Raw genomic sequence first — 9,496 nt, 5'->3', positions numbered from 1 at the left:
GTCATACGCCTCCAGCGCATTAGCCAGAGCATCCACCGTCTGCTGATGCACCTCGCGCATGTCCACGTAGCCCTTGAAGGCATACCGCGCCCAGAATAACGGCAGCAGGAACAGCGCGACTCCAACGTAGCGCAGATCAGGGACCTGGTACACCATCGCCATCAGCACGCCGAACGGGGCCAGCGCCAGGTAGCGCGGCCCCATCCACCCGAAGCCCACGCGCCACGTGCCCAGGAGGTGGCGGCTCTCTTGGAGCGCGACGGCGATCGCCACCGCGAAGCTGTTGACCAGGGTGTACGTCAGACCCGAGAGGATGATCGCGAGCCCGCTGTTGCGCAGCGACAGCGGATCCTCCGCCAGCGCCACGAACTCGCCGCCGGTCCATCCGTAGACGAGGCCGGCGAGGCCGACGGTGAGGACGAGCTGACCGGCGTTAAAGAGGATCTTGTACCACGTGCTCTTGCGCAGCAGCACCAGCGCGCTGAGCACGGCGACCCATGCCGCGATCGCCGGGCCGTAGATAACGATACACGCGTAGTCCACGGCGAAGGCGACGCTCATGATCCCGCCGCGCGGGAGCTGCACGGGAGACTGAGCGGCGATCAGGGTGAGGGCGAAGAAGAAGAAGATGCCTTCGACAAGCTTCAGTTCGGGGTAGTCGGCGAGCCCGAGGCTCAACCAGACCAGAAGCGCGCCCCCGAGGATGGGGACCGCGACGAGATATGCCCGTAATGGCGGCGGCAGATTCCGCATGTCTGTCGTGAGTGCATCCGTAGGGGGACCGGGAGCACAGGGCCTTCGCATTTACGCGAGTTCAAGTAGTGGTCAGCTTACGGCCACATGATTCTCGCGCCACCGGCCAGCATCAGGGACAACAGAGCCAGCAGCACGGACATCCACTTACCCACAGCGACACCTCCTGGAGGTTCAGTGCTCTGCCTGGCTCCGCTACTCGGCAGACAGGCGGTACCGCTCCGCTCCAGGGGTTTCGCCCTGACATACTGGCTCCTGGTCCCCCACTACGGAAGGCATCACCGCCCCGGCGTTACCGCCGGGCCGGGTGCTGGCTGCAATATTGCTGCAATGTCAACTGCGCTGTGATTATTCCACAAACCAGGGCAATCTTCGGTTGATCGCGTCCAGGGTCGCGCACGCCGCCGCCTTCCACAAATCGTGGCGAACGAACGCCAGCCCTGCCAGTGTCTCATCACCCCTTCCGTGAATCAGCCTTACCGACACCATCACAACGTCTTTTTCCATTTCGCCCGGGCTCGAAACATGAACCCGCTGCACCGCCAGCGCCGGGCGGGATTCATCATCCTCGACCGCGCTGTGCAGGTACTCCGTCACCGCGTGCAACGTCGCCTCGGCGATCAGGCGCAGCTGCTCGTAGTCATAGCTTGGCGCCGACGCCAAGCCGGCGAACGAATCCTCCCCCCGGCTCAGCGTGATCCGCGCCTGCACCAGGCGCCGATCGGTCGTGATCGATATGTTGGCAAGCTGCAAGCGCGGCTCCGGTGCCCGCGCCTCGCTGTCGCGCACCTGCGCGATGCTGATCTTGCGATGATCCACCCGCACCCCCAACTCGCTCATCAGGGCCGACTCGATGTCGCGCCCCACCTGCTTGGGGTTGCGCTTGTTGTCTATGAGGACGTGTACTTCCTCGACGTCCCCTTGTCCATTTCCCGCGACACGGACCGACAAAACGTTCCGCAGCCGCTTGATGGTCTGCTCAATCGCCGCGATTGACGGGGCCTTGTTCGATTCGCTCATGCGTCCACACAGCCGGGATCGCTGTCCCTACTTCCTACGCCCCATGCGCTTCCCGCGCCCACGCCTCGCGGCAAAGACGTCGCGCGACAAGCGCCAACGACCCTCGCGCCTTCACTCAGCAAGCAACCAAGGCGCATTATCTTAGCACCCGCCACCTGCAATGTCAAGACATGCCCACACCCCCCGGTCTGCGCCCCCCGTCGCTCGACGCGGAGGGGGCGGCCGATGGGCGTTTCAGCGTACATCCCGCCTCGCGCTCGCCCCGTGCGGCCGGGAATGTCTTGTCACGTTGACAAGCAAGCGGCAGGGCCGCATCTCCGCAGCGTGGAACCGGCCGCCACGAGTGGCACTCAGGTCACTGTACACGACCACACCGAGGACAGGAGACAAGGGAAAATGCCGAAGAAGAAGGTCGTTGACGAGCTGAACAAGGCGCGTGCACGCGAGCTGGCGGTGATTATCCAGTACATGCTCCAGCACTACACCGCAACCGGAGCCGAGAGCCTGCCGATCACCGACATGCTCAAGGAGACCGCCGTCAGCGAGATGAAGCACGCGGAGGCGCTCGGCGAGCGCATTGATTACCTCGGCGGCACCCCGACCAAGCAGCCGGAGCCGATCAAGGCGGGCGCCAATCTCAAGGAGATGCTCCAACTCGACCTCAAGGCCGAGGAGGAAGCGATCGCCATGTACAAGGACATCATCAAGCTGTGCGATGCCGAGGGCGACGTCACCTCTCGCACCATGATGGAAGGCATCCTCGCCGACGAAGAGGACCACGCGAACAACTTCAAGACCGCGCTCGGCAAGTAGCCGCCGCGCGGTGTGAATCGCAGGCCGAGGCCGTCGGCGCTCCCCCCGCCGTTCACGGCCTCGGCCGCGTGCCGCTTGCCCGGCGTCTCTGCGCGCGATGCGATCTGGGCGGCTGAGTCGCCCGCACGGACGCCCCACAGTTGCCGCGCTTTCCCGCGGCCGCCCGCGGCAGTCCGGTAATCGCTCTTATGCGACTGCACCCAAGGGCGCCGTAATCGCATCCCAGCACCGCACCCGCGGACGCGGTACAGTCTCTTCGCCGGCCTCGCCCCTGCACTCCGACGTTGCGGTCGGCTCCGCGCCGTGGCTGGTCTGTGCACCCCGCGACTCGCACTTTTCCCGCGCGAAAGCTTTCTGCTATAATAGTCCGGTGTGACAGCCGTCGCGGGGCATGCACGCCATGCGCGCCGCTGTGGCGACGCAATCCCGCCGCATGGTGCGCGGCCCCCGGCCCATCACAGCGCGGGCCCCGAGGTGATTCCGTGACTTCCGATGAGTTGAGAAAGAAGTTCCTGGGTTTCTTTGCCGAACGCGATCACCGCATCGTCCAGCCGGCGCCGCTCATCCCGAGCGACCCGACAACTCTGTTCACCATCGCCGGCATGCAGCAGTTCGTGCCTGCGTTCCGGGGCGAAGTCCCCCCGCCCGCGCCCCGCGTCGCCACCTGCCAGAAGTGCCTGCGCATTGATGACCTGGAGCAAGTCGGCCGCACCCCGCGCCACGAGACCTTCTTCGAGATGCTCGGCAACTTCTCGTTCGGCGATTACTTCAAGCGCGAAGCCATCGCCTGGGCCTGGCAGTTGGTCACCAAGGACCTCGACATCCCCGCCGATCGGCTGTGGATCACCATCTACCCCAAGGACGACGAGGCGCGGGCGATCTGGCGCGGCGATATTAACCTCCCCGACGAGCGCATCGTCCCCGTCGAGGATAACTGGTGGCCCACCGGCGGCGGCCTCGGCCCGTGCGGCCCCGATACCGAGATCATCTACGACGCGGGGGAGCAACTCGGCTGCGCCAAGCCCGACTGCGGCCCGGCCTGTGACTGCAACCGCTGGAACGAGGTGTGGAACCTCGTCTTCCAGCAGTACAACCGCGTCGAGGACGGCAGCCTCGCCGACCTGCCGACCCAGAACATAGACACCGGCATGGGCCTGGAGCGCCTTGCCATGATCATCCAGGGGTGCTCGACCATCTTCGACACCGACCTGTTCCGGCCCATCATGTATTACATCGCGGAAATGGCGCGCGCCGCCGACGGGTCGTTCCGCTACGGCGCCAACCCGCAAGCCGACGAAGCCGCCCGCATCATCTCCGACCACGCCCGCGCGGTCACCTTCATGGCCGCCGACGGCGTCACGCCCAGCAATGAGGGGCGGGGATATGTGCTGCGCCGGCTCATCCGCCGCTCTGCTCGCCTCGGCCGGCGCCTCAACCTGCCCACGCCATTCATGAGTCGCATCTGCCCCGTGGTCGTCCGTCACATGGGCGACGCCTACCCGGAACTCACGGACCGGCAGGATGTCGTCGTCAAGTTCGTCCAGGCCGAGGAGCACCGCTTCGACGAAACGCTCGAGCAAGGCAGCCTGCTCCTCGAACGCGTCATCGAGCGCGTCAAGTCCGCCGGCGCCGCGACGATACCCGGCGAGACCGCGTTCGAGCTCTACGACACCTACGGCTTCCCCTACGAACTCACGGTCGAAATCGCCGCCGAGCACGGCTTGGCCGTGGAGGAACAGCAGTTCCTCCACGCCATGGAAGGCCAGCGCGAGCGCGCGCGCGCGGCCGCCGCGCAGTCGTTCGCTTATCGCGGCACCGAAGGTTATGGAGCCGCAGCCGGCACGACCGAGTTCTGCGGCTACGAAGAACTCACGGTCACCGCCACCATTCTTCATCTTATCAAGGACGGCAAGGAGGTCGAAAACGCGCGCGCTGGCGACAAGGTGGAGGTCATCCTCGACTACAGCCCGTTCTACGCCGAGGCGGGCGGACAGGTCGGCGACACCGGCTTGCTCGACGCCGAAGCCACGAGGGCGCGCGTCGAGGACGCGCACCACCCCGCCGAGGGCGTCCACGCCCTGCGCGTCGTGGTCGAGCAAGGCGAACTCGTGCGCGGCGAGCAGGTGCACGCATCGGTGGATGCGGAGCGGCGCCACGCCATCACGCGCGCACACACCGCGACGCATCTGCTCCACCATGCCCTGCGCACCGTGCTCGGCCCGCATGCCGTGCAGTCCGGTTCCCTCGTCGAGCGGGACCGCCTGCGCTTCGACTTCGCGCATTTCGCTCCGCTGACGCCGGAGGAGATCCGGCAAGTCGAGGACGTCGTCAACCGGCGCGTACTGGATCTGTGCCCCGTGACCGCCACCCTGGTGCCCATGGCAGAGGCGCGCAAGGCGGGCGCCATCGCGCTCTTCGGGGAGAAGTACGGCGACGAGGTGCGCATGGTCGGGATCGGCGATTTCAGTACCGAACTGTGTGCCGGTACGCACGCGCCCAACACCGGCGCCGTGGGCACGTTCAAGCTAGTCGCTCAGAGCAGCATCGGCGCTGGCCTGCGCAGGGTCGAGGCACTCACCGGCCTCGCCGCACTCGAGCATGTCCGCCGCGAGGAAGGCGCTCTCGCCCGCAGCGCGGAACTCCTGCGCGCCGCGCGCGAGGACGTTCCGACGCGCATCGAAACCCTCCAGCGCGAGCTGCGCGACGCCCAACGGCGCATCGAGTCTCTCCAGTCTCGCGGCGCGGCCGCGGTCGCGGACGAATTGGTGGGCAAGGCGCAGGCCGTCGAGGACGCCCGCGTTGTCGCGGGAAGAACCGTCAACCTGTCCGCCGAGGCCCTGCGCAACCTGGCGGACGTCGTGTTGGAGCGCCTGGGCGGCGGAGTGGTCGTGCTCGGCACTGAAGCGGACGGCAAGGTGCTCTTCGTCGGCGAAGTCTCCAAGGACCTGACCGAGCGCGGCGTCCACGCAGGCAGACTCGTGGGCGACGTGGCGAAGACCGCGGGCGGCGGCGGCGGCGGGCGCCCCGATTTCGCCCAGGCCGGGGGACGCGATCCGTCCAAGCTCGACGAGGCGCTGAGCACCGTCGCGGATCTCGTACGCCGGCAGCTCGCCGGCAAGGAATAGGACATCCCCGTGGCCCATGGGGACGCGAACGAACTGACGCGCGATGAACCGGGCCGGCCGGCCCGGTTTCGCCGCTTCTTCCTAAGCGTCGCCCGTAAGATGTCATGGCGGCAACCAGTCCGGTGTCATCGCAAGCGCAGCGAGGGATCTTGCCCCCGTCGGTGCGTTTCCCCCGGGTCCCCGCTTCTCCGTTGCGCGGCTGCGGCCATCATCACCGGTTTCGTCGCGGCTGCGACGGCTGCAGCCGCGCCCGCCGCCAACGCGCCGCATTCAGACCGCAAAGCCATCATCCTCGTTCTCCACGGCGTGAGCTGGGAGGAACTGGTCGCGGCTGACCTGCCTGAGCTGCAAGGCCTGCTCCGTCGCGCCGCCGTCGGCGTGATGAATAGCCGCCCGCTCGGCTCTCCTCGACAGTTCGATCCCTACGTCACCATCGGAGCCGGACGCGGCGCGGTGGACGGGGCGGTTGCTCTCATTGGTTGGGAGAGGGACCGCGGCATCGCTCGCCTGCGCGCCGCGAATCAGCGCGCTCGCACCCAGGCCGAGCCGGGCTTGCTCGGCACGACGCTCCGCGAACACGGCCTGCTGACGGGACTGATCCACGTATTGCCGGTCGGTGCATCTGGACATACGGTCATACCTGCCGTCGCTATCGCAATGGAACGATCCGGACATATCGCCTGCGTCGGCGGCTCGTGGCCGGCTGACCCATGGGTGAAACTTGAGGAGTGTCAGCGCGAATCCGACCTGTTCGTCGTCGATTTCCATCACTTGCTCCTTCGGCCCCTCACCGCTCCGCCTCCGCCAATGCCGGACCCCGAAGCGCTGAGAATACTGCCCCGCCGCGCCGAGGTCTTGCGACGGGTGCTCCGCGCCGTGGATACCAACCGACAACTGCTCATCATCCTCAGCCCGACGTGCCCGCCGTATGCGTCGCCGAAGAGCATGGCCTACGCCCCCATCGCGGTCATCGGCCCGGGTTTCAAGCCCGGTTTGCTGACCAGCGCGAGCACGCGCCGCCCCGGCTTCGTCTCCAACACGGATATCGCACCCACCGTCCTCGAGCACTTCGGCATTGATGTGCCGCGAGGCGGCAAGGACGGCGGCGCTGGCATGAGCGGCCGCCCCATGGGCTGGCGCGCCGGCGGTCAACCGCTGCGCGACGTGCGCGCCATCAGCCGCCGTGGAGTGCGCCTGGTGCAACTCCGGTGGCGATTCGGGCCGGTCTACGCCCTCGGCCAGTTCTTCATATTCATCGGCGTCGGCGCAGCACTCGCCTTCCGGCCGCAGCGCGCGCTGACGGCGCGGCGGCGCCTGCGCTTGATTCTCCTCCTCGGCATGAGCCTGCCGCTGGCACTGCTGTTGCTGCCGGTGCTGGATCCCGGGGGCCTCGTTCAGCCGTATGTCATTGCGGCGGCGCTGGCGGCGGCGTTCGCCTGGCTGGCATCGTACCGCAGCCCTCCCATGACCGCGCTCGGCGCGCTGCTCGCCGCCACCGCAGGCGTCATCGCCATTGACGCCGTAACGGGCGCGCGCTTGCTGGGCAATTGCGTTATCAGCTATAACCCCATGTTCGGCGGTCGCTTCCACGGCATCGGCAATGACGTCATGGGTGCCGCTATTGCATGCGCGGCGATCGGGTCAACGGCTCTCGCACAACAGCGCGGCGGTGGCCGCGGAACCGTCTGGATGCTCGGCCTGTGGCTGATGCTGGTCGGCCTGGCGATAGGCGCACCGTACTGGGGCGCGAACTGGGGAGGCGGCGTCACAGCTGCGTTCGCGTTTACCATCACATGGATGGCGGTCCGGCGCGGTCGTCCCCGCCTCCGCCACTGGGTGGCCGGGCTCGCGGCGGCGGCGGCGGCGGGCACCGCACTCATGGCGCTCGATCTTCTCGGCGATGCTCGCACATGGACACACTTCGGCGACTCCGCTCATGCGATGCGCACCGCAGGCATCACGGCGGCGGCGCAGATCGCGGCGCGTAAATTCGCGGCTAACCTTCACATCTTCGCTATCGCGCCGTACAATGGAATGACGTTGGCGGTGCTGGCCGCCACGCTGTGGCTGGTAATGCGGCCTCCCGCGCGCCTCGCCGCCGTCCTGGCAGTTCGGCCCGCTCTGTGGGCGGGCCTCGCCGGGAGCACGGCCGGGGCCTTCGTCGCCGTCATCGTCAACGACTCGGGTATCGTCGCCGGCGCCAGCGCCCTCGGCACCATCGCTTGCGCGATAGCATACGCCGCCCTTGAGGAGAATCGTCCGACCTCATGACCAGCCGCATCATAGCACTGGATGTCGGAGACCGCAGAATCGGCGTGGCTGTCAGCGACCCCTTGGGGCTGACGGCCCAACCGCTCGAGACGATCGAGCGCCACAGCAACAAAGCGGCCGTTCGGCGCATCGTCGAGATGGCGCGGTCCTACGGTGTCCGCGAGATCGTCGTCGGCGTCCCGTACAGCTCCCGCGGCGAGCCCACGGCGCAGGCCCACAAGGTGCTGGCGTTCGCGCAACTCATCGAAAAAGCGGCCGGCGTGCCGGTGATCCGCTGGGACGAGCGCCACACGACGGTGACCGCCGAACGCACGCTGCTGGATGCCGACGTGAGCCGGGCCAAGCGCAAGCTCGTACGCGACAAGATGGCGGCGGCAGTAATGCTGCAAGACTACCTGGAGACCGAAAGACACCAGCGCGGTGAAGGCGGCTAGATACGCGATTATCGCAGTCCTCGTCCTGGCGGCCTCCCTTGGAGGCTGGCTCTACGTATTGCTCTATGTGCCCGTCGGCGGCGGGCGGCAGACCATACGCTTCACCGTCGAGGAGGGAGCTGGCACGCGCGACGTCGCGGCGGCGTTGAAGGCTCACGGGCTGATCCGCAGCGCGTCGGCGTTCCGGCTCGCCGCGGCCTGGGGGGACGGGTGGCGGCGGGCAATCGCCGGCGACTACGCCCTGCGCCGCGACATCAACACCGTGGAGATACTGCGCACGATTCAGAGCGGGTCGGTGATATCGGAATGGGTCACCGTCCCCGAGGGGCTGTGCCTGCGCCAGGTCGCGGAACTCGTCGAGGCCAAGGGGCTGGGAAGTCAGGACGAGTTCCTGAGCGTGGTGGATTCGCCGGGCGACTTCAACATCACTTTCCCGCGCCCTGAACGCGGCCTCGAGGGTTACCTCTTCCCCGACACCTACAAGGTGGCGCGGCATCCCGGGGCAAGCGGCGACCTGGTCGGGATGATGCTTGCTCGTTTCGACGAGGTCGTGTGGCAGGACGTGCTGAAGGGGCGGCACCCCGCCGAGGTCGGCCGGGGAAACCCTGGGTCTGCTGCCGACTCGCCCATCTCGTCGCTGCACGAGCTGATCACCCTGGCCTCTATGGTCGAGGGCGAGGCGAAGCTTGACGCCGACCGCCCGATCGTCGCTGCCGTGCTCACGAACCGGCTCAAGCTGGACATGAAGCTTGAGTGCGATGCCACCGTCCAGTACGCCTTGGGCGCCGGTCGCAAGGAACGCCTGACCTACGACGATCTGAAGCTTCCGTCACCCTATAATACATATCTGCATCCCGGCTTGCCCCCCGGCCCGATCAACAGCCCGGGTCGAGCGAGCATCGAGGCCGCACTGCACCCGGCAGTCGTGCCGTACCTGTTCTACGTCGCGCGCCCGGACGGGTCTCACATCTTCAGTCGCACCTACGCCGAGCACCTGCGCGCTATCGCGCGCGCCCGCGCCGAAAGGCGGGCGCAGGAGAGCCAATGACGTCCCCCCAGCAACCGCCTCGAGAGCCCCCC

Annotated in this window: 8 protein-coding genes; 5 read left to right on the top strand and 3 right to left on the bottom strand. The window is 67.3% G+C overall.

Features of this window, described 5'->3' with window-relative positions; genetic code table 11:
* Positions 1-753: hypothetical protein (locus tag JSV65_00455; GenBank protein ID UCH34860.1), on the bottom strand; the 753-nt coding region annotated here is incomplete at its 3' end.
* A 348-nt stretch (positions 754-1,101) separates the two neighbouring features.
* A complete protein-coding gene (locus JSV65_00450) occupies positions 1,102-1,773 on the bottom strand; it encodes a hypothetical protein (GenBank protein UCH34859.1) in 672 nt (223 codons plus the stop codon).
* A gap of 396 nt (positions 1,774-2,169) precedes the next feature.
* Here JSV65_00450 and JSV65_00445 point away from each other — a divergent pair, with 396 nt between their 5' ends.
* The gene (locus JSV65_00445) at positions 2,170-2,586 is read left to right on the top strand and encodes a manganese catalase family protein (GenBank protein UCH34858.1); all 417 of its coding nucleotides are present in this window, start codon (positions 2,170-2,172) and stop codon (positions 2,584-2,586) included.
* 482 nt (positions 2,587-3,068) lie between these two features.
* A complete protein-coding gene (gene alaS / locus JSV65_00440) occupies positions 3,069-5,711 on the top strand; it encodes an alanine--tRNA ligase (GenBank protein ID UCH34857.1) in 2,643 nt (880 codons plus the stop codon).
* A gap of 270 nt (positions 5,712-5,981) precedes the next feature.
* Here the strand turns inward: alaS and JSV65_00435 are convergent, their stop codons facing one another.
* Positions 5,982-6,479 carry a hypothetical protein gene (locus tag JSV65_00435; protein ID UCH34856.1) on the bottom strand — a complete coding sequence of 166 codons (498 nt, stop codon included), beginning with the start codon at positions 6,477-6,479 and terminating at the stop codon, positions 5,982-5,984.
* A gap of 108 nt (positions 6,480-6,587) precedes the next feature.
* Between JSV65_00435 and JSV65_00430 the strand changes: the two genes are divergently transcribed.
* From JSV65_00430 to mltG, 3 genes are read left to right on the top strand one after another with little or no spacing between them, the layout of a single operon-like run.
* The gene (locus tag JSV65_00430) at positions 6,588-7,982 is read left to right on the top strand and encodes a hypothetical protein (protein ID UCH34855.1); all 1,395 of its coding nucleotides are present in this window, start codon (positions 6,588-6,590) and stop codon (positions 7,980-7,982) included.
* Entirely contained in the window at positions 7,979-8,416 is a 438-nt protein-coding gene (ruvX, locus tag JSV65_00425; protein UCH34854.1) for a Holliday junction resolvase RuvX, read from the top strand. Before JSV65_00430 ends, ruvX begins: the two co-directional genes overlap by 4 nt.
* On the top strand, positions 8,403-9,464 hold the full coding sequence (mltG, locus tag JSV65_00420; protein UCH34853.1) for an endolytic transglycosylase MltG: 1,062 nt from the start codon (positions 8,403-8,405) through the stop codon (positions 9,462-9,464). The genes ruvX and mltG overlap by 14 nt, the downstream gene beginning before the upstream one ends.
* Positions 9,465-9,496 lie beyond the last annotated feature (32 nt).

The organism is Armatimonadota bacterium, from assembly GCA_020354555.1.
Taxonomy (GTDB): domain Bacteria; phylum Armatimonadota; class Hebobacteria.
The sequence above is the reverse complement of the archived record's forward strand: the minus strand, read 5'-3'. Positions and strand labels throughout refer to the sequence as shown.

Excerpts from the sequence above, each read along its gene's own strand:
- JSV65_00450 (UCH34859.1), bottom strand. The coding sequence starts at position 1,773 with ATGAGCGAATCGAACAAGGCCCCGTCAATCGCGGCGATTGAGCAGACC.
- JSV65_00445 (UCH34858.1), top strand. The coding sequence starts at position 2,170 with ATGCCGAAGAAGAAGGTCGTTGACGAGCTGAACAAGGCGCGTGCACGC.
- JSV65_00435 (UCH34856.1), bottom strand. The coding sequence starts at position 6,479 with ATGGAAATCGACGACGAACAGGTCGGATTCGCGCTGACACTCCTCAAG.
- ruvX (UCH34854.1), top strand. The coding sequence starts at position 7,979 with ATGACCAGCCGCATCATAGCACTGGATGTCGGAGACCGCAGAATCGGC.